Raw genomic sequence first — 21,268 nt, forward strand, 5'->3', positions numbered from 1 at the left:
ATTTTGTAGTAAATATAAAGGTAATGTTTATTAACTGAAAAGAAAAGTACACATAAATATCACTATATACAATAGACAGTATCGGACTTTATGGTTAATCTATAAGTCTATTATTTTATTGAATATTTTATTACTATGCTAGTTGCTTTGGTTGATACGTTAAAACAATTGAGATATCAAATTGCTCATCTTGAAGATAATACTTTAAATTCAGAATATCCAGAACTGGCTACCTTTATACAGCAAGTTGGCTTGACTGTAACTGAATCAAAACAAGATCTTACCTTCTTATACCAGTTTTTATATGTTTATGGTCGCAAATCGGAAGCAACCTATAGTCGGTTTAGAAGTGAGCTTGAACGTTTTTATTTATGGGCATGGTTAGTGGCTGAAAAATCAGTATTTGATTTAAAGCGCGAAGATATTGAAGGTTATGTAGATTTTGTTGTTGAACCAGATAAAGCTTGGGCTACAACATCAGTACAATGGCGTTATAAAGACGAGCAAGGTATTCGTCGTTTAAATACAAATTGGCGCCCTTTCATCCAAAAAGAATCAATTGCTAGCCAACAAACATTATCGGCAATGTTTACTGCACTTAACGTATTTTATAAATTTGCTATTTTAGAAGAAAAAACCTTTGCCAATTTTGTGCCTGTAGTAAAAAAGAATAGTCCCTATTTAGTGGTTCAATCGCAAATACAGATCCCCGATACGCTAAGCGATATACAATGGGAATATGTGTTTGGGGTAACGCGCGACTTATGTGAGCAACAACCTGATCTAGAAAGAAATTTATTTACTCTGGCATGTTTAAAAGGATTATATTTACGGATCTCCGAATTGTCAGAGCGGCCACAATGGTCGCCCGTTATGTCGCATTTTTGGCAAGACAACGATGGCTTTTGGTTTTTACGTATTATGGGTAAAGGTAATAAATTACGAGATGTAACTCTAAGCGATGATTTTGTTGAATATTTAAAACGCTACCGACTTTATCGTGGTTTACCTGCCCTACCACGCGTTGATGAATCTGAACCTTTGGTGCATAAAATTCGTGGCCAAGGTGGCATGACAGTTAGGCAAATACGACGTTTGGTACAACAAAGTTTTGATTTAGCTCAGCAATCTTTACTTGATGATGGTTTTAAAGATGACTCTGAACAACTTGAAGCTGCAACCGCACATTGGCTTAGACATACAGGTGCAACACACGATGCACAAACACGACCACTCAAACATTTATCTGAAGATTTAGGACACGCAAAAATAGCAACTACAGATCAAATTTATATTCAAACAAATATAAAAGAACGTGCAAAATCTGGTTTAAAAAGGAAAATATAATGGAATATTTAGTCATTACTTTTATTGGCAGTTTGTTTTTGATTTATTCATTAACAATCCGGCAATTAGAAAGAACCGAAATCACTGGCCCAATGTTTTTTGTGATTGGAGGAATAGCACTGGCTTGGTTTATACCTGAGGAAGTTGAACAATTAAAAAATGGTGGAGCTTATATATTACCTTTAATTGAATTAACTTTAAGTTTGTTTTTATTTACCGACGCTACAAAAACAAAACTAAGCGTTTTAAAACACAGTTATCAGTATCCAAGTTTATTATTATTTGTTGCCCTACCCCTTACCTTGTTGTTAGGTATTGGCACTGCATTATTTTTATTTGCAGAGTTAACACTTATTCAAGCTGCATTATTAGCAATTATTTTAACACCAACCGATGCAGCACTAAGTAAAGGACTATTAGAAAGTACACAAGTGCCCGAAAATATCCGTGAAGGAATAAATACTGAAAGTGGTTTAAATGATGGTTTATGTGTACCTGTATTTTTAATTTTTTTGTTATTAGCTAATAACCCAGAGCTTGGGATCACCGCTTCACAAACTATGATTATTTTTACTCGGGAACTTGGTATAGCGCTATTGATTGCAATTGCGAGTGTTGCGATATTTATTCCCACTTTAAACTTTGCTATGCAACGCCATTATTTTGCACAAAAAACCAGTCCTTTTTTGCTGGTAGGTTTTGCAATGGCGATATTTTCTATTACACAGTATTTTCATAGTAGTGGTTTTATTGCAGTGTTTGTAGCAGGTTTATTGTTTGACCGATATTCTCCAGAGTCGATACGTTGTGAAATTGTTGAAGACTCAGAGCACATAGCCGATTTTGCAGCATTATTAATTTGGTGTTTATTTGGTTTTGTAAGTGCCTATTTGGTTTTACCAAAACTCAGTTTTGAAATAATAATTTATGCTTTACTCAGTGCAACTTTGATCAGAATAATTCCGGTTATGTTGTCACTGCAATTTACTGCACTGAATATAAAAGAGCGATTTACTTTTGCTTGGTTTGGACCAAGAGGACTCGCATCGATAGTATTTACGTTAATGGTAATTGATACTCAAATAGAAAATAAATATCAGATTGCAACTATTGCTATGACCACTATTTTATTTAGTGTATTTATTCATGGTATAACTACTAAGCCAATTGCAGATAGTTTTGCTAAAAAGTAAAAAGTAAAAATGCGTAATTTTATTTATAAAGTTACGCATTTTTTAATCAGCCTAATAAAGTTTAATTGCTAAGTAGGTGTGCAAGTAACTCAATTGGATGTTTAGGTTTAAATTTTTCATATCGTTTAACTTGGCTACGACAAGAAAATCCTGTTGATAACAGTTGCTCGGGTTTATTTTTATCTACAATAGGTTTCCAACTCATTTCGTATAGTGCGCGCGAGTTGTTTTGGTTTTGTGCTTCATGACCATAAGTACCCGCCATGCCGCAACAACCAGTACTGGTTGTTTTTAATGTTAAGCCAATATCGCTAAAAATATTTTGCCAAACACTCGCAGCTTTTGGTAAGGCGGTAGTTTCGGTACAGTGGCTTAATAAAGTAAATTCAGTATTAGTATTAGTATTTTGTTTTGCTTTTAATTGCGTAAACGATTGAGTTTGTAACCACTCGTGAGCAAGTTGCACATGGAAATCACCACGATTATTTTCTAAAATTGTATTGTACTCATCGCGGTAACACATAACTAATGAAGCATCTAAACCAACCAGTGGCGCATTAATATCGTTAAGTTTATTTAAAAACTCCGCGGCGTTTTTTGCTGTTACTTTAAACTCATGTAAAAACCCTTTTACATGTTGTGGTTTTCCATTGGGTTTAAAAGGTAATAACATTGGCTTTTTGCCGAGCTGGGTAATAAGCGTAATAAAACTCTCTACTAATTCTGCTTCATAAAAACTAGTGAATGGGTCTTGTACTATTAATACATATTCGTTTTGTTGCTCAGCACTTAATTTATTTAGTAATTCAAAATTAAAAGTATGAGCTTTGTTTACTCGATTAGTTAGTGCGGGAATACTTAATTGTGGTGTATTTACATAACCCACGGTTTTTTTAATTATGTTACTAACTAGGTCTGTACTTACTATAGGATTAATAATACGTGCAAATTTAGCCATTAATGGCGCACTAACTTCTATATTACCCACTAGGTAATCTTTGAGTGGACGTGCGTAGTAACTATGATAATAATTTAAAAAACGCGAACGAAAAGTAGGTACATCTACTTTAATTGGGCAAGCAGTAGTACATGCTTTGCAGGCTAAGCACTCGTCCATCGAAGCTTTAACTTCGTGAGAAAAGTCGTAAATGCCTTTGTTTTTTTCACGGCTGTGAACAAAACGTTCCCACCAGGTAATTACTTCGCCTTTATTAAGTTGCTTTTCGACCTCAAGTAAATCTACATTTTTTGCTTCTTGCAGGCGCAACCATTCGCGCATTAAACTTGCGCGGCCTTTAGGTGAATGTCGGCGATCGCCGGTTACTTTATACGACGGACACATTGGTGAGTTTTCATCGTAGTTAAAGCATATTCCGTTACCGTTACAAGTCATGGCATTATTAAAACTTGTTTTTACATCAATAGATATTTGTTTATCGAACCATGAACGTTTTTGTCCATCAACACTTACTAGTGAGTCTTCACTATCGATAGGTGTACATATTTTACCCGGGTTTATTCGGTTATTTGGATCAAATGCAGTTTTTATTTTACGTAACTGAGTAAATAAATGGTCGCCAAAAAACGCTGGGCCATATTCGCTACGATACCCTTTACCGTGTTCGCCCCACATTAAACCACCGTATTTAGCGGTGAGTTTTACCACTTCATCTGAAATAACACGCAATAGTTTTTCTTGTTCTGGGTCGCACATATCGAGCGCAGGCCTAACATGTAAAACGCCAGCGTCAACATGGCCAAACATTCCATATTGTAAATTATGGCTGTCGAGTAATGCTCTAAACTCTACTATATAATCAGCTAAGTTTTCTGGTGGTACCGCAGTGTCTTCTGCAAAGGCGAGTGGTTTCTGACTGCCTTTTACATTACCTAAAAGCCCGACTGACTTTTTACGCATGGCGTAAATTGTTAAAATATCACTTTTATTACTGGTTAGCTGGTAACCAATAACACCATTAGTTTGTTGTGCCACGCACTGATCTAATAGTTTGCACAAAGTGTCTACTTTGTCTTTTATATCCTCTGGTGATACAGCATTAAACTCAACCATGTTGAGCCCTTGCATATCTTTATTAGGAATGTCGGTTATTAAGTCCGATACTGAATGCCAAATAATATCTTGGCGGGCTAAGTTTAAAACTTTGCTATCGACAGTTTCAACTGAGGTTGCTCTCGCAGCTACCAAAAATGGTGAATGACGTAGTGCCGAATCAAAACTATCATACTTAATATTAATTAAAGTTTTAAATTCAGCAATGGGGGTTAGCTTTAATTTAGCCTCGGTAACTATACCTAATGATCCTTCAGAGCCGGTAATTAAGCGGCTCATATCAAAAGTTTGTAAGTCATCACTTAGCACATGCTCTAGGTCGTATCCGGTTAAAAAGCGGTTTAATCTAGGGAATTTAGCTAATACAGCTTCGCGCTCATTTAGTGCGATAGCTAAAACGGTTTTGTATAAATGACCAACTAATGTGTCTTGTTCTGCGATTACCTTTGCTTTCTCTGTATCAATAGCTGCAGTACACATAGGTGTGCCATCGACCAAATAAGTTGTTAGCCCTAAAACATGGTCACTCGTTTTACCGTAAACTAGCGAGCCTTGACCCGAAGCATCAGTGCTGATCATACCGCCAATGGTTGCTCTATTACTGGTAGATAAGTCGGGTGAAAAGAAAAACCCATAAGGTTTTAAAAAGTCATTAAGCTGATCTTTTATTACCCCAGTTTGTACACGCACCCAGCCTTCTTGTGTGTTTATTTCGAGTATTTCACGCATGTATCGTGATAAATCGACAATAATGCCAGGGGTTAATGATTGCCCGTTAGTCCCAGTGCCGCCGCCGCGCGGACCAAATGTTAACGATAAAAAGGGGTCGCGAGATGCTGTTTGCAACGCAAGTTGAATATCTTTTTCGGTTTTAGGAAAGATAACACCTTGCGGTAGCTCTTGGTAAATACTGTTATCGGTTGAAGCTGTTATGCGGGTTGCATAACTTGCGTCAGTGTCTCCAGTAAACCCTTGATTTTTAATGGTACTTAAGTAATTTGCGACAACTTCTGTCGCGGCATCTTGCTGTGTAATAGTTGCTATCATGACGGCGATATTTTAAGGCATTTGATTAATTATATCATGCTGCGGGGTAATAGAAATTGAAGATTTTACAGTTTGTAACACACTTTTAATCGATTTTATTCGCACTGCAATTATACTCAAGTTAACAGTTACTAGAGGGCTTTAACTATGAAAAAAATACTATTACTTTTAGCCGGTGTATTGTGCATGTTACTGGGTTTATTTTTTGCGATTGTACCTGGACCATCGTTAATATTTTTTATGGCAGGGTTATTGTGTTTTTCTTTTGACTACCCAAAAGCAAGGCATTATTTGGGGCTTTGTCAAAAAGCGTTAACTAAATCGTGCCGATATTTAGATAAAAAATTAGCACGTTAAAACTTTGTTTTAAATTACACAAACAAAAATGCCAGCTTTTGCTGGCATTTTTATTAAACAAAGTAATTATTTAGCTAGTTTTTCAGCTAAGTATAACCATGTTTCTAGTACTGTATCTGGATTTAATGAAACAGAGTCGATACCCTGCTCTACTAACCATGCTGCAAAGTCTTCATGATCAGAAGGACCTTGACCACAAATACCTACATACTTGCCTTTTTCTTTAGCTGTTTTAATTGCCATAGAAAGTAGCTTTTTGATTGCAGGGTCGCGTTCATCAAATAGATGTGCGATTAAACCTGAGTCACGATCTAATCCAAGCGTTAGCTGAGTTAAGTCGTTTGAACCGATAGAAAAACCATCAAAATGCTCTAAAAACTCTTCAGCTAATAGTGCGTTTGAAGGCAGTTCACACATCATAATTACTTTTAGACCATTATCGCCACGTTTAAGGCCATGCTCTTCAAGTAGTTCAATAACACGTTTACCTTCTTCAACGGTACGTACGAATGGGATCATGATTTCGATATTGGTCATGTCCATGCCGTTTCTTACGCGTTTAATTGCTTCACACTCTAGAGCAAAACAGTCGCGGAAAGCTTCTGACACATAACGAGCGGCGCCTCGAAAACCTATCATAGGGTTTTCTTCTTCCGGTTCGTATTGTTGGCCGCCAACTAAGTTTGCGTACTCGTTTGATTTAAAATCAGACATGCGAACAATTACACGCTCTGGTGCAAATGCACACGCCAGAGTAGAAATACCTTCAACCAATTTAGAGATATAAAACTCTACTGGAGATTCATAACCGGCCATCATGTCGGTTATCTCTGCTTTTAATGCATCAGTTTGTGCATCAAAATTAAGTAGTGCTTTAGGGTGAACGCCAATCATACGGTTGATAATAAATTCAACACGGGCTAGGCCAACACCTGAATGTGGTAAACGAGCAAAATCGAATGCACGATCTGGATTACCTACGTTCATCATTACTTTAATTGGTAGCTCAGGCATTTCGTCAACACGTGAAGTAAGTACTTCAAAGTCTAAAATACCTTCGTAGATGAAACCTGTATCGCCTTCGGCACATGATACGGTAACTTCTTGACCAGCTGTTATTAAATCAGTTGCGTTACCACAACCAACAACGGCTGGAATACCAAGTTCACGTGCAATAATTGCAGCATGACAAGTACGGCCACCACGATTTGTAACAATCGCTGCTGCACGTTTCATGATTGGTTCCCAATCTGGGTCGGTCATGTCGGTAACTAAAATGTCGCCTACTTGAACCTGATCCATCTCTTTGATTGAGTTAAGAACACGAACAACACCGCTACCAATTTTATGACCAATTGCACGGCCTTCAACAACAACCTTGCTGGTGCCATTTAATTGAAAACGTTCCATTACGTTGGCATCTTCGTTTGAGCGAACCGTTTCTGGACGAGCTTGAACTATATATAGTTTGCCGTCGTTACCGTCTTTTGCCCATTCGATGTCCATTGGACGACCGTAATGTTTTTCGATGATTACAGCTTGCTTGGCAAGTTCTTGCACTTCTTCATCTGTAATCGAAAATTTATTTGAAAGCTCAGGGGCAACATCAACGATGTCTACTTGCTTACCATGTGCTTTGTCTTCTGAGTAAATCATTTGAATGGCTTTAGAGCCAATGTTACGACGTACTACTGAAGGTTTGTTTTTAAGTAATGTTGGTTTATGAACATAAAATTCATCAGGGTTTACTGCGCCCTGTACAACCATTTCTCCTAGCCCGTAGCTTGATGTGATAAATACAACATCTTCAAAACCAGACTCGGTATCAATACTAAACATAACGCCAGATGCTGACTTATCTGAACGAACCATACGTTGTATACCAGCAGACAGTGCAACACCACGGTGATCGTACCCTTGATGAACACGGTAAGAGATAGCGCGGTCGTTAAATAATGAAGCAAATACGTGTTTAATAGCGACCATTACTGAGTCGATACCAACAACGTTTAGGAAAGTTTCTTGCTGGCCTGCGAATGATGCGTCTGGCATGTCTTCAGCAGTAGCTGATGAACGTACTGCAAATGAAACATCGGCTGCTGTGTCGCCGTGGAGTTGGCTGTATGCTTCGCGAATGGCTTTATCTAGATTAGGTTGGAATGGTGTATCGATTATCCATTGGCGGATATCGGCACCGACTTTAGCGAGTGTATTCACATCTTCAACATCAAGTGTATCTAGAATATCGTGAATTTTTGCGGTGAGTCCTGATTGATCTAAAAACTCATTAAAAGCATCAGCGGTAGTTGCAAAACCACCCGGCACTTGTACACCTGCGTTTGCTAGGTTTGAAATCATTTCGCCAAGTGAAGCGTTTTTACCGCCAACACGAGGAACATCTTGCATACCAAGCTCTTGATACCAGAGAACGTATTCTTGCACGGATCTTTCTCCAAAAAAACAAATTGTAGTACTAAATACCAACTAATTAACATTTAATCATTTTAGCGAGTTAGACATTGTATTAACAAGTTAAAAATTTTCATGTAGAACAACTACCTGTTAATTTTTATGTTGCTAATAAAGCGCTTCCTATCGCTATAATTGACTATTTACTTAATACAATCGATATAACTGTGAGAGTTAAGAAAGAAAACCTTTTATAAAGGTCACACCCATTCTACACTGGCAACAGTCCTCACGTAAACCGTGAGAAACTTAATTTTAAAATTAAAAGTAATAAAAAAGAGGATTTATGAGAACTGCTTTTTATATTTCAGATGGCACAGCAATTACTTCTGAGGTTTTTGGCCATGCTACTTTGTCACTGTTCCCTGTTGAATTTAATCATAAAACCATTCCCTTTGTAGAAACAGAAGAGAAAGCGCATCAAATTAAAGAGTTAATTAATGCAACGGCTAAAAGAGACGGTGAAAAGCCTTTAATATTTTTTACCTTTGTAAATTACAACTTAACTGAAATTATTAGCTCTGCTAATGCAGTGTGTTATGACTTTTTGACAACCTATAGCGAAAAAATAGAAAAAGAACTAAATGTGGCGCCAGTACCAAAAATTCATCGAACTCACTCTATTCATGAAAAAAGCTATGATTTTAGAATTGATGCGGTTAACTACGCGCTGATGAATGATGATGGCGGTAATATTAAAAACTATGGAGAGGCCGATATTATTTTAATCGGTGTGAGCCGCAGTGGTAAAACCCCAACGAGTTTATATTTAGCACTACAATATGGTATTAAAGCCGCTAACTACCCGATTACCGAAGACGACCTTGAAACTGAAGGCTTGCCTAAATGCTTAATACCTTTTAAACATAAACTCTTTGGCTTAACTATTGATCCTGAGCGCCTTGCTGCCATTAGAGACAGGCGTATGGCTAATTCTAAATACGCTTCTATTCGTCAATGTCGTATAGAAGTGCGCGAAGTAGAAATGCTGTATAAGCGTAATAGAATTCCATTTTTAAACTCTACTCATCACTCAGTTGAAGAAATATCGGCGAAGATTATATCTGATACTGATTTAGAGCGCCGTAAGTACTAACTTACAGTGTGGTTAGCTTAACTAGAAAGTATAAAAAAACGCCGCTTAATTAGCGGCGTTTGTATTTAGGGGATTCATTTTACTTATTTGCGTGCGTCTTTTAATAAATCGGCAACTAAAAAGCCTAGTTCTAATACTTGATCGGCATTTAAACGTGGGTCGCACTGGGTTTTATAGCGCTGTGCTAAATCGTCGTCAGACAGTCCGTACGCACCGCCAGTACACTCAGTAACGTGTTGACCTGTCATTTCTAAATGCACGCCGCCTGCATAGCTGCCCTCGGCTTTATGCACTGCAAAAAACTGGCTGATCTCACGCATGATGTTATCAAAGCTACGTGTTTTGTATCCTGAACTCGCCTTTTCGGTGTTACCGTGCATTGGATCAGAACTCCAAATTACTTTACGGCCTTCTTGTTGTACTTTGCGTACCAGTGCCGGTAGTTTTTCAGGGAGTATATCTGCGCCCATACGGGTAATTAATGTTAATCGACCTGGAATGTTATCTGGGTTTAATGCATCAATTAAGCGTATTAAATCATCTGGGTCCATGCCTGGGCCAACTTTAACCCCGATTGGATTTTTAATTCCTTTAAAAAATTCAATATGCGCGTGGTCTAGCTGACGCGTACGCTCGCCAATCCACACAAAGTGCGCAGAACAATCGTACCAATCGCCAGATAAATGGTCACGGCGAGTTAGTGCTTCTTCGTAGCCTAGTAATAGCGCCTCATGAGAGGTGTATAAATCGGTTTCTTTTAAGCTTGGTGCAATAGTAGAATTAATACCACACACTTCCATAAACTCAAGCGCATCTTGAATTTTATCAGCTAGCTGTTGATACTTTTCTTTTTGTGGATTAGCCGCAACAAAGCCCATATTCCAACGGTTTACTTGGTGTAAGTCAGCAAGGCCACCTTGTGCAAATGCACGCAGTAAGTTTAACGTAGCGGCACTGTGATGATACGCTGTCATTAGGCGTTGTGGATCTGGAATACGCGCTTGTTCGGTAAACTCAAAATTGTTAACAATGTCGCCACGGTATGACGGTAGTGATACGCCATCAATCGTTTCTAAATCTGCTGAACGTGGTTTTGCATACTGCCCTGCCATACGCGCTATTTTAACTACTGGGCATTTACCGCCGTAAGTTAATACCACGGCCATTTGTAAAATTGTTTTAAAAGTATCGCGAATGTTAGCGGCATTAAAGTCACTAAACGACTCAGCACAATCACCACCTTGTAATAAAAAAGCGCGCCCTTCGCATACATCTTCTAGCTGCTTAAATAAACTTCTGGTCTCTTCAGCGAATACTAAAGGCGGAGCACTCTTTAATTGCGCTTCTACTGATTTAAGTGATTCTTGATCTGGGTAGTTTGGCTGCTGCAATATTGGCAGTTCTCTCCAGCTATTTGGGTTCCACGTTTGCATATTCATTCCTCATTCCTATTTACCTGATACAACGAAATTAACGTATGCAGGGCTGTTTGTTCAAGGACTAAATTCACTATTTACTAATTATTTAGTTATGGGTTAGGTAATTAATATATTTAGCCGTATATGTTGGGCCCTTAGCGCAAATACAAAATGACAAATAGAAAACATATAACCTATTTAAAACATATAGTTAAGCTTCTATATGGTTACTTTTGAGTTGTTGACTTACATTCAATCCGAGTTAATTATTATAACAGGTCAAACTAGGAACACATCATACTTAAATTGCATCATGTGTATTCTTAGCTTTACAGTTACTTTAATAAAAGTTGAGCAATAACTATGCGCTTTTAAAAATACATGCTATGACGCATTTTATTTGCCACTGCAACACATACTAGAGATCTATAAACAGTAGGTTTATTAGGCTAAGGTTAAAGTACAAAGACTTCTTTTGGTTCTGTACTAAGTTTTTATAAAAATGTGGATAGTGGTAGTTACTACTTAGGTTAAAAATTGTAATATGTATAATCTTTACGCTTTGCAGATCTTATGCGGCAGTATAAATAGACATGACAACGTATTGCATTTCCCCCCATACATAATACAAGTCGTAAAGCTTATATCAGCAATGTATTAAATTGCTCTTTGTATGAATGTTGAGAGCGGCGCTAATTAACACCACTTGCTTCTTAATTAGTTAAGCTACAGGCAACTCAAACCCTAATAAATGTATATTCAGTTCTCACAAGCTAAACATTTTAAGTATCCCAAAGTATGAGCCGGTTAATTATATCAACCTCATTTTAAAGCCTCACCACAAATCATGGCTAAAGTTAAATTGCACTCAGAAGCTAGTAGGCCGTTATTAGCTGTAACCTATAACGGTATACAAATGTGAGTATTGGGGAATTATTATTAAGAGTTAAGCTACTCAAATGCATAAGCACGAGATTTTAAAATTAACCAAAGCTGTAAAGAACACATCATACTTTAATTAAATATTAAATTAACTTAGCCCCGAGTAAACTAAAATTATTTGCTAAACAAAGATAAGGTTATGTGCGATAATTAGTTAGGTAAGATGTGTTCTTTGGAGGTTGCATGGTAACTAAAGTACAAATAAGAAGTCAGTTTGATTTAATGAGCGAACTAACATTAAGGCTAATAGAAGAGCTTAATCTATGTGAATATACAAAAGCCGAATATTATCAACTTCCTGATATAAGCACTGTTGATGAAGATAAAGTGGCCGAATCGATTAAAGTTACTAAAATATCAGGCGATCTAGCACATAAAGCTATATTAAATTCCTTTACTGACATTTATAAAAAACAAGGGCTAAGTAGCCGAGTTTTAAAGCGTCATCCTGGCCTATTAGTTATAAAAAATGCTGACAAACAAGCACTAATTAATCGAATTGCTCAAGTAAATAAGGCAAAAGCAGCGTTTAAAGAGTGTATTTTAGCTATTGATAACAACGATGCTCGTTTTGAAGCGGTGCATAATGCAGTACCCAACTTAATTACTTTGGCTGCTTATCGAAAAATTCATAGTGAACATGAATCGCCTTTTTCAGTACGATTTACCTGGATGCACAAACATGCAACTAAAACACTGACCAAAAAAATGGCCCTCGAAATGTTACAAAAGTCAGCTAGTTATAGAAACCCCAGAATGATCGACCAGCAAAAATGGCAGGCGCTAGTAGCACAAGAGCAATTACGGGTAGCAAGTTTAGGTGAAAAAGAAAAACTTAGAATTAGGCGCCCTACTCGAGTTAGCCCTCAGGTAAATGTGCGTTATACCGCGCAAAACCGTTATCACGTCAGTGCGGCGCTACCTTTTATTTTAATAAACCCAGAACCAGACGTAAAGCTTGGGATATTACCAAATTACGAAAAACCATTAAGTCATCCACGAAAACGTGACTATGATTTTTTAGTAGATCGACTTTATTTAGAACAAGTAGAAAAGTGATTATGTTAAAAAGGTCACGCTAGGTGACCTTTGTTATTATTGGACTCTGTAATAAAAATTACTTATCTACTATTTCAACAAGTTTGTCTTCATCAATAAGCACAGCATTTTCAACAATACGCTTACCGCCTTGTATTTCAATACGTTTATTGTGTTTATTCAGAGTAAGTATCTCATCACAAAATTGGTCTGATGGATGCATTTCGTAAGTGTAGTCAATAATATTACCGGTTTTATCGTCTTTAACATTGGTAATACTGTACTCAGAGATAGCTCCTTTCTCGATCAAATCTTTCATTGTTGTGGTCATATCACGACGCAGCGCTTTTAATTTATTTTCGGTAATATTATCCGTTGAATAAATTGAGCCGTACTTTTCCATAATAGACAGTAATCTAAAATGGTATGTTTTACCCGGCGCTGCATAACGCCAAAGATGATATAAGCGCAGCATCATCCAACGCGACAATCCGCGTTTTAATTCTTGGGCGCTGTTAAAGTAATATCCTTTGTATTCAAGGTTATCAATCATGTTATGCACAAATGCATTTAAACACGCAACACATTTAACATTTCCACCTTGACCTTTTTTTCCACTAAAATGCAGTGACGATAAAAAGTTCATGTTCGACTCGTAAAATGAATCATCAATATTTGTATTTTTGGTGTCTGTTGCTGAATATTTAAACGAAAGTTTCGAGCCTTGTAATGCTTCAAGTGATTCTTTAATTTGTGGATATGGCATAGATTGGCCAACGGTTTTCAGCTCTTGTGCTAATTCGTTCATTGAAAAAACAACAGCATATTGAATACCGGACTTAAAATTTATTTTTACTATTTTACCTTTAGAAGCTAAACGGATCAGCGCACGTTCTACTTTTTCTTCTCGATCTGATGGCCAAACCAAATATTCTACGTCTTCACCATCTTTGCGTGTGCTAACAACCGCCGGCGTTATTTTTAATTCACCGTCGTACAAAATACCATCTATTTTTTCAGATATTTTGCGTGTAATTATTGTTTTTTTAGGTGCTTCTTCTAATGGTAATTTTTTATGCCCCGAACGGACAAAGCGTCCCCATAAATCATAATGGTTAAAAGTATTCGAATAAGCACGTAATCCATGAGCTGCATTTTCTATCGAAATCCGCACATCTTTATTATCTGTAAACAGTGCTAAGCTTTCATTATCAATTGCACTTTCCACCCCGTGAATTTGGCCCCTTAGTGTATCGGGCAAGTTATCTACCGAGATGTTGACCTTTCGGCTCATTGTTGTTATTTCCATTTTTATTGCGACAGCTAATAACAACACATAAAGACAAAAAAGTTAAATGTTTAAGTTAGTATAAAAGTGATCTGAGCTAAAATAAAACCTTCGGATCACTATTATACTAAGCGGATGCTAATTAACTCAATTTCAGATCATTATTTTACTAACTAGGCAGTTACAAATCTCATTTTTACTAACTCAGTGAGATTTTTGTCCATTACAAAGCTAAATTTTTAATATTTAACACGACAAATTAACTAAAAAACTAAAAGCCCTGTGGATAAGCACATATTGAGTTAGCATAGATCTGATCTGTACCTACTACAGATCAGATCTATACTAATTAAAAGCCTTCTTTTACTACAGAGTCGGTGTATAACTTTATAATTTACTTAGTATAAAACTGATCTACCAGACCTTTTTTGTGCACAACTTAATGATTAACCTGTGCGTAACTATTGTTTTAATTTTCAGCTTAGTAAAAAGCTGATCTGCTAGTAGATAAAGATCTGATCTTAACCAAGTATAAAGCTGATCTGCTTATTTTATTATTATTCATATAAATCATGTATTTATGACCTTTATTTAAGCCTCTATCCTTTAATACCTTATATACTTAACCATACTTAACCTCTCTATTTATACTAAGAGATATTAAGCATGTAAAAATATTATTAGATGTCTTGTTTATAAAACACATGTCACTATAAATAGTTGTTTACAGCAAATTGAATGGACATTATACTAACAGCCTAACTTTGAGGAATTAAGTATGTCTATCAATAATAATGCGCTAAGTACCTACCGGCTTTTGAAAGCAACAGCTGAAGTTGCCGAAAAGTCACTAGAAGGACGTATACAACATTATCGCGCTCATCTTAAATCTGAAGAAAAAGAATTAAGAACTTATACGCAAAAAGCAGCTGCCGATCTGCTAGGTTGTAACAATCGTACCTTAAAAAGACGCCACGACAATGGTGATTTTGATAATTTAAATATCAAACGTGGTGCAAATGGTCATTACGCTTACACTTTAGTAAATATTTTTGCTATGGCCGATATTATGGATATTCAGCCAGATCACCGTACTGGTGATGACAAACTGCAAGTTATTGTAATTAACTCCTTAAAAGGCGGTTGTGGTAAAACAACTAGTATGGTTAATATTGCAGCAGCACTGGCAACTACAAATATTAAACGCTATCGTATCGGTATTATTGATTTAGATCCTCAAGGTTCATCATCTAGCTTTTTTCCATCGGCAGAGCCCGATCCAATTACCGTTGGCGATTTAATGCGTGATTGTATTGATTTAGACGAAGGGGAAACCTGGCCTGAATTTGTATCAAACTCATTTTTACCTACGCATATTCCAAATATTCGTGTTTTACCATCTGGTATGGATGATTTTTATTTTGAACATGAAACAGCTACTTTACTCAAAGACACCTCAAATTATGAACAAACCCGTCATTATCATAAGTTACTTGAAAAAGTAATTGACCCAGTAAAAGATGAGTTTGATGTGTTATTAATCGACACAGCTCCAACACTTAACTTTATGTTTTATAATGCGTTAATGGCATCTACAGCAATGCTAATACCGGTTCATCCAGAAGCAGTAGACTTTGATGCAAATAATAAATATTTAAAACGTTTAGGTGAGATTTATCATACAGTTGCAGCCCTAGGCCATGAAGGATGGGACTTTATGCAGTTTTTAGTAACTAACTATGTAAAAGGTAACCACTCGCAACGCGATATCGTTAAAGATGTTCGTAGTGCCTTTGGTCGCCAAGTAATGAGTTACCCAATTAATCATAGCTCAGCAATTACAGCGAGTTCGTCTTCGTTTAACACTATTTTTGATCAAAAAGCATCAGATAGTTTAGCGAGTCGCGAATCGTTAATGCGTGCGCAAGAAAATATAAAAGATGTAGTTGATGAGCTCGAAATGCTGATCCGCTCTAATTGGCAATCTACACAATCAAAACTAAATACCCCTAAGTAAGGATGTTAAACAAAAATGGCTAAAAAACGTAAAAATGACACCCGCTTAGACCCTTTTGCAACAGCGGTTGGTAGTAGTAGTCTTGATGCTTTATTAGAGCAAGCAAATGCGGGCGATGTAATTCGTATGCCAGCGCCAAGCGATCCTAGCAGAGAAATTACCCTAGTTTGTAAAGTGATTTCCCATAGTGACATTGAGTCAACAACCCAGGTATATGGCAAAAACCGCCGTGTACAGTCGCTGTTAAATGAAAAGTCGGTATCCGATATTCTACCGGCAATAAAAGAAGATGGCCGTAATCAACACCCGGCACTTCTTTGGGATCAAGGCGATACAAGCTTAGTACTTGCGGGATCACGCCGCCGTAAAGCCTGCATTTTGGGTAATGCCGATTATTTAGTGTTGAGCTCTAGCGACTTTACTGATCAAGATGCAAAAATTTTAGCTGTTTCGTCTGATCAATACATAGCACCTAGCTTGTGGGAACTTGGACAAGCTTATCAAAACACTAAAAATGAATTAATTGAGCAAGGTAAAAAAGGCTCTTACCGTGAAATTGCAGTTATTGAAGGCGTATCGCATACCGCGGTTGCCGATGCAATAAAAGCATTCGAGCAAATCCCTGCAGATGTTGTTGCACTTTACCCTACAGCTAATCATGTTGGCCGTGAAGTGGCTAAAAAGCTGATTAGCGCAAAGGAGCGCGACCAAGCAGCCTTTAACTTGCTAGTTGCTGACATTGCTAACCATGAAGACATAAACGCAGCAGCAAGCGATGACAAGCGTGCAATGGCCATTACTAAGTATTTAACTACCGAGCCACAAATAGCCGTTAAACGTGAAGTTGTGCTTGAGAGTAACTTTGTTTCAGTACAGCGCAGTTTAAAAAATGGTGATGTTTCAGTAAAAATAAACAATAAAGTTATGACAGACAAACGCTTAGAACAACTTACTAAGCTATTAGCTGCATTTAACTAGTTAGTAAAATAATGATCTATAAGGGTGTTAGCTTAGTTAAATATTGATCTGTACACCCTTTAAGTTAGTAAAAAACTGATCCCATATAGCAAAATTTAAGCATAAAAGAGTTACTTGCCTATTTTAGATCAGCTTTTTACTAACTAAATTACCTTTTTATCTTAGATCCTACCTGTTTTGCGCTTTGTTAGTATAAAGCTGATCTGTAAACCCCCTCCTTGTGTTAGTAAGTTGTTTTTAACTTGTGAGTTAGCTGTGTGTTTTATTTTAAATAAATAATAATTAGCGCATTATTTAGCTATAAAGCAATTTTTTACTAAGCGCTCAGCTCCAACCAGTTTATTTAACGTTAATATTGCTTTAGCTCAGAGCATATAAGGCATATACTAAAAAAATTGTTTTTAAAATTTAATACTTTGAGTGACATGTCTGCTAACTTATCTAAAACTGATCTAATGGCTATTTTTGAAGAAATTAAAAATGAGCAGGCTACCCAGTTTCCTCTTTCTGAACGCTTCATTAAAAAATTGTTTAAGCCCGCCGTATTGGCTAAAGGTAAAGCGTATTATAAAAACGGCCAAATTAGCTGGTTAGAGCATAATAGCGATTTTTCAGTTGTGGATTCAACAGTACGTGGCGACAAAGGTATTTCGTTTAATCAACGTATTGAGATCAGTAAAGTACCTACTGGTTATTCGGTAGATACTCACTGTACCTGTAACGTTAAAACAAAATGCCGCCACTTAGCTGCTATTTTGCTCAAACTTAAAATAGAACACTCGGGTGAGTACGGCGAAGACTACTTTATTAATGATTGGTTTACTGAACTCGGAGCACTTAAAAACAGTACCGAACAACCGCCTTCACAAGTGCTTTTATTTGTATTAGATGTAGAAAACAATAAAGTGTTTTTAACGCCCAAAATAGCTAATTACGATGAAAATCAAAGCTATGCCTTAGGCCGTAACCTTACCGAGCAACAGCTAAACAGCTTTGTAACTCCTAGCGATTTATTAGAAAGCGACTTTAGATTATTTAGCTGGATACGTTCACAAAATGCAGTAGGTAATATTGAGCTTAAAGGGCAATGGGGTTTTAACGCACTGCAACAGCTTATAGCAACTGAAAGATTGTTTTTACAACGATCACGCGTATCAATTAAAGCGCAAACAGGTCAAGCGTTAAGCTTTAGTTGGCAGCAAGTAAAAGATCTAACCCAATTAAAAGTTAATTTAGAAAACAGCAAAAATTGGACACTAATTAAAACAACGCCACCTACTTATTTAGATCTCGATACTTATAAAGTAGGACGCATTCGCACCCCCTTAAGTGCAGATGAAATTGCTCATTTACAAACAATTCCAGCATTACACGACACTAATTTTGACCGTATTTATAAACAACTCGCCGATAACTTTGGCTCGGGTGTTATTCCGCATCCCACTAATGAAAAAAACAATACCTCAAAACTCTCTAGTAATGCGGTTTTAAAAGTAACAATGTCGGCGGAAGGATTAACGCTTTCGTTATTGTTTAAATATAAAAATAAAAATTATTTGGCAGGCACAGCGCCAGAAACCCTAGTAAATAGTGCTTTTGAAAACACCGTAAAAAACGAGCTAATAAACTTAGGTTTCGATTTTTGTAAAGGGGGTTTACAAAGTGAGTTTATTTTTAATAAACAATCGCCCATTCACTTACACTGGTTAGTTTATGAGGTGTTTCCTAGCTTTGTTCAACGAGGCTGGAAAGTATCGGTTAGTAAAGTAAATGCTGTTAACCCACAAAGCCAAGTAGCTTTGCATGTACACCGTACTGCGGGGCATCAAATGCAGTGCAAAATTATATTAAACGATGCTAAAGCTACATTATTATTTAATCAAACAGATGCTCATTATGAATCGTTAAATCGTCAAAGTGAGTTGTTTTATTACTACCCAATAGGTCGTGAGTTTGGCGCTATAAATAAAGCAGCGTTGCATTTGTTAAATGAGTTTAAACAACGATTTGAATTTATAAAAACCAGAGATGAATTTAATATTCCGCTTTCATACTTGCCTGAACTGGTAAGTCATACTGCTATAAATGTTGAACTACACGACGAGTCATTGTCACGTTATTTAGAAGAGCTAAATAGTAATGACCAGTCGCGCCCCACTACGCTTATACAAGGGTTAAATGACTCAGTTGTATTGCGCGAGTATCAGCAGCAAGGCGTTGCGTGGTTAAACTTTTTAAAACGCCATCAGCTTGGCGGAATTTTAGCAGACGACATGGGATTAGGTAAAACTCTGCAAGTTATTGCCTATCTAACAAGTAGTTATAATAATGCGCAAGCAGGCCCTACACTCATTGTGTGCCCTACAAGCCTAGTAAGCAATTGGGAAAAAGAAATAACCAAGTTTGCTAAAAACTTAAAAGTAACCACTATTTTTGGTGCCCAGCGTAATGAGTTATTACAAAATGTAGCGCAAGCACAATGTATATTAACTACTTATCCGCTACTTAAACGCGATATTGCGTATTATTCACCACTTTATTTTGAAAATATTATACTCGACGAAGCGCAATATATTAAAAACGATACCGCGCAGGTATCGCGTTTAGTGAAGCGCCTTAATGCCGACTTTAAGCTTTGCTTAAGTGGTACGCCAATAGAGAACAACTTATTCGAGCTTAAATCATTACTTGATTTTGCTATGCCGTCATTACTTGGCTCGCAAACGCATTTTAAAACTCACTTCCAAACGCCAATTGAGCGTGAGAGCAATGCAGAGCGAGCACAGCAACTTAAAGACTTAATTATGCCGTTTATATTACGCCGTACTAAAGCGCAAGTTGCACAAGAGTTACCGCTAAAAACAGAGTTAATTAAAGAGTTTGAATTTGAGCCAAAACAAAAAGAAATGTACCACAGTATTACTCAAGCATTAGAAGAAAAACTAACTGATCTGTTTTCTGAACAAGGCATGCAAAAAAGTAAACTCGCCTTTTTAGAAGCGCTGTTAAAATTAAGGCAAATTTGTTGTCACCCTAAATTAATAGAGCCAACAACTCAGGCTGGCAGTGCAAAACTAGAATGGCTAAGTAATCGCTTACCGCTAATGCTAAGCCTAGGTAGAAAAGTAATTATATTTAGTCAGTTTACTTCTGCGCTCGATCTTATTGCTGAACGCCTAAAAGAAATAAATATAAACTTTAGTTTACTTACCGGACAAACGCGCCAGCGCGATAAAGTGATTGATGAGTTTACCAGTGGTGCAACATCGGTGTTTTTAATTAGTTTAAAAGCCGGTGGTACGGGGCTTAATTTAACGCAAGCCGACACAGTAATTCATTACGATCCTTGGTGGAACCCAGCAGTAGAAAAACAAGCGACAGATCGTGCTTATCGTATTGGCCAAACTAATCCTGTGTTTGTGTATAAACTTATTATGGCAAATTCAATTGAAGAAAAAGTATTTAAAATGCAACAAGATAAACAAGCTCTTGTAGATGCTTTATTTACCGAAAAATCAATGAGTTTTACCCAGTTTGACGAGCAACAAATGCTCTCTTTAATTAAAGATTAAAAATGTTTGTAAATATTCAGATCTTTTTTGAACTTAATTAAATATGCAGCGTCTACTATTATGCTAGCGGTTAAATTGCAGTTTAACCAAGCATTATATTGATTTCCCATTTAGTTACTTAAATAAGTAATGATTTAGCCAGCCCACTTTAGGGCTGGCTTTTTTTATGCCTTTTTTACACCGCTGCTTTACACAAAACTTAAGTTTAATTTTTTTATACTTTTTTTGAACTTAATTAAATATGCAGCGTCTACTATTTTGCTAGCGGTTGAATTGCAGTTCAACCAAGTTTCATGTTGATCCCCCTATTTAGTTACTAAATTTAGTAATGATTAAGCCAACTCGTTTGAGTTGGCTTTTTTTTTGTTTGCCCAGCGAAGCTGGCAAACCCGATAGGCTGAAAGATGCCTTATCACCCTGACTAAGGGGAAGATA

Annotated in this window: 12 protein-coding genes; 8 read left to right on the forward strand and 4 right to left on the reverse strand. The window is 36.8% G+C overall.

All coding sequences use genetic code 11. The features are described from left to right. Nucleotides 1-135 precede the first annotated feature (135 nt). The gene (locus AAEZ18_RS16325) at nucleotides 136-1,347 is read left to right on the forward strand and encodes a tyrosine-type recombinase/integrase (RefSeq protein ID WP_011330177.1); all 1,212 of its coding nucleotides are present in this window, start codon (nucleotides 136-138) and stop codon (nucleotides 1,345-1,347) included. Next, nucleotides 1,347-2,540 (forward strand): cation:proton antiporter, encoded by a 1,194-nt coding sequence (locus AAEZ18_RS16330; protein WP_086998423.1) that lies wholly within the window; start codon nucleotides 1,347-1,349, stop codon nucleotides 2,538-2,540. Before AAEZ18_RS16325 ends, AAEZ18_RS16330 begins: the two co-directional genes overlap by 1 nt. A 61-nt stretch (nucleotides 2,541-2,601) precedes the next feature. Here the strand turns inward: AAEZ18_RS16330 and ydiJ are convergent, their stop codons facing one another. After that, nucleotides 2,602-5,658, reverse strand: coding sequence for a D-2-hydroxyglutarate dehydrogenase YdiJ (ydiJ, locus tag AAEZ18_RS16335; RefSeq protein WP_197182638.1), 3,057 nt, complete (start codon nucleotides 5,656-5,658; stop codon nucleotides 2,602-2,604). A 147-nt stretch (nucleotides 5,659-5,805) separates the two neighbouring features. Here ydiJ and AAEZ18_RS16340 point away from each other — a divergent pair, with 147 nt between their 5' ends. Next, nucleotides 5,806-6,015, forward strand: a complete 210-nt coding sequence (locus tag AAEZ18_RS16340) for a PGPGW domain-containing protein (protein WP_041454951.1) — start codon at nucleotides 5,806-5,808, stop codon at nucleotides 6,013-6,015. Between the two features lie 66 nt (nucleotides 6,016-6,081). Here the strand turns inward: AAEZ18_RS16340 and ppsA are convergent, their stop codons facing one another. Continuing rightward, nucleotides 6,082-8,457: a phosphoenolpyruvate synthase gene (ppsA, locus tag AAEZ18_RS16345; RefSeq protein ID WP_041454953.1), complete on the reverse strand. Its 2,376-nt coding sequence runs from the start codon at nucleotides 8,455-8,457 to the stop codon at nucleotides 6,082-6,084. A gap of 313 nt (nucleotides 8,458-8,770) precedes the next feature. On the opposite strand from ppsA, the gene ppsR reads away from it, so the two are divergent. Continuing rightward, the gene (ppsR, locus tag AAEZ18_RS16350) at nucleotides 8,771-9,580 is read left to right on the forward strand and encodes a posphoenolpyruvate synthetase regulatory kinase/phosphorylase PpsR (RefSeq protein WP_011330181.1); all 810 of its coding nucleotides are present in this window, start codon (nucleotides 8,771-8,773) and stop codon (nucleotides 9,578-9,580) included. A gap of 83 nt (nucleotides 9,581-9,663) precedes the next feature. On the opposite strand, the gene AAEZ18_RS16355 is transcribed toward ppsR, so the two are convergent. Beyond that, the gene (locus AAEZ18_RS16355) at nucleotides 9,664-11,013 is read right to left on the reverse strand and encodes a class II 3-deoxy-7-phosphoheptulonate synthase (RefSeq protein ID WP_172459254.1); all 1,350 of its coding nucleotides are present in this window, start codon (nucleotides 11,011-11,013) and stop codon (nucleotides 9,664-9,666) included. Between the two features lie 1,110 nt (nucleotides 11,014-12,123). Here AAEZ18_RS16355 and AAEZ18_RS16360 point away from each other — a divergent pair. Next, nucleotides 12,124-12,999, forward strand: coding sequence for a DNA replication terminus site-binding protein (locus tag AAEZ18_RS16360; protein ID WP_197182637.1), 876 nt, complete (start codon nucleotides 12,124-12,126; stop codon nucleotides 12,997-12,999). Between the two features lie 58 nt (nucleotides 13,000-13,057). On the opposite strand, the gene AAEZ18_RS16365 is transcribed toward AAEZ18_RS16360, so the two are convergent. Then, nucleotides 13,058-14,272, reverse strand: a complete 1,215-nt coding sequence (locus AAEZ18_RS16365; protein ID WP_011330184.1) for a hypothetical protein — start codon at nucleotides 14,270-14,272, stop codon at nucleotides 13,058-13,060. Between the two features lie 772 nt (nucleotides 14,273-15,044). On the opposite strand from AAEZ18_RS16365, the gene AAEZ18_RS16370 reads away from it, so the two are divergent. The 3 genes from AAEZ18_RS16370 to AAEZ18_RS16380 all read left to right on the forward strand — a co-directional run bounded on the left by AAEZ18_RS16370 (nucleotide 15,045) and on the right by AAEZ18_RS16380 (nucleotide 20,833). Continuing rightward, nucleotides 15,045-16,283, forward strand: a complete 1,239-nt coding sequence (locus AAEZ18_RS16370; protein ID WP_011329644.1) for an AAA family ATPase — start codon at nucleotides 15,045-15,047, stop codon at nucleotides 16,281-16,283. 15 nt (nucleotides 16,284-16,298) lie between these two features. Next, on the forward strand, nucleotides 16,299-17,261 hold the full coding sequence (locus tag AAEZ18_RS16375) for a transcriptional regulator (protein ID WP_011329645.1): 963 nt from the start codon (nucleotides 16,299-16,301) through the stop codon (nucleotides 17,259-17,261). 425 nt (nucleotides 17,262-17,686) lie between these two features. After that, nucleotides 17,687-20,833 carry a DEAD/DEAH box helicase gene (locus AAEZ18_RS16380; protein WP_089369318.1) on the forward strand — a complete coding sequence of 1,049 codons (3,147 nt, stop codon included), beginning with the start codon at nucleotides 17,687-17,689 and terminating at the stop codon, nucleotides 20,831-20,833. The last annotated feature ends 435 nt before the right edge of the window (nucleotides 20,834-21,268 follow it).

Origin of the sequence: Pseudoalteromonas sp. 19-MNA-CIBAN-0066, from assembly GCF_040308705.1 — a bacterium.
Taxonomy (GTDB): Bacteria; Pseudomonadota; Gammaproteobacteria; order Enterobacterales; family Alteromonadaceae; genus Pseudoalteromonas; species Pseudoalteromonas nigrifaciens.